Here is a 269-nt window from a genome sequence, read left to right on the forward strand (position 1 = left end):
CCGGCTTTACCGGTGCCTGGCCGGAAGAGCGCATCGCCGCGATCGTCGCCGAGACGCCGATGGGCCGGGCGGGCACGCCGGCTGATATTGCCGGAGCAGTGCTCTGGCTTGTGTCAGCGGCTGGATCCTTCGTCACCGGGGCGCTAATCCCTGTCAATGGTGGATGGCGAATCGGCTGAGACCCGTGCGGTCTACAGGACGCGGTCGATGCAGGACGCTTTACAAGAATGGCTGTGCCACACGGACAAGTTCCATATCTGCAATTGCGG

1 protein-coding gene is annotated in these 269 nt (G+C 63.6%); it reads left to right on the forward strand.

The window, feature by feature from the left end; all coding sequences use genetic code 11:
• Positions 1-32: 32 nt before the first annotated feature.
• Positions 33-179: an SDR family oxidoreductase gene (locus RMT89_RS46325; protein ID WP_399499002.1), complete on the forward strand. Its 147-nt coding sequence runs from the start codon at positions 33-35 to the stop codon at positions 177-179.
• Positions 180-269 lie beyond the last annotated feature (90 nt).

Source organism: Streptomyces sp. P17 (assembly GCF_032436805.1).
Classification (GTDB): Bacteria; Actinomycetota; Actinomycetes; order Streptomycetales; family Streptomycetaceae; genus Streptomyces.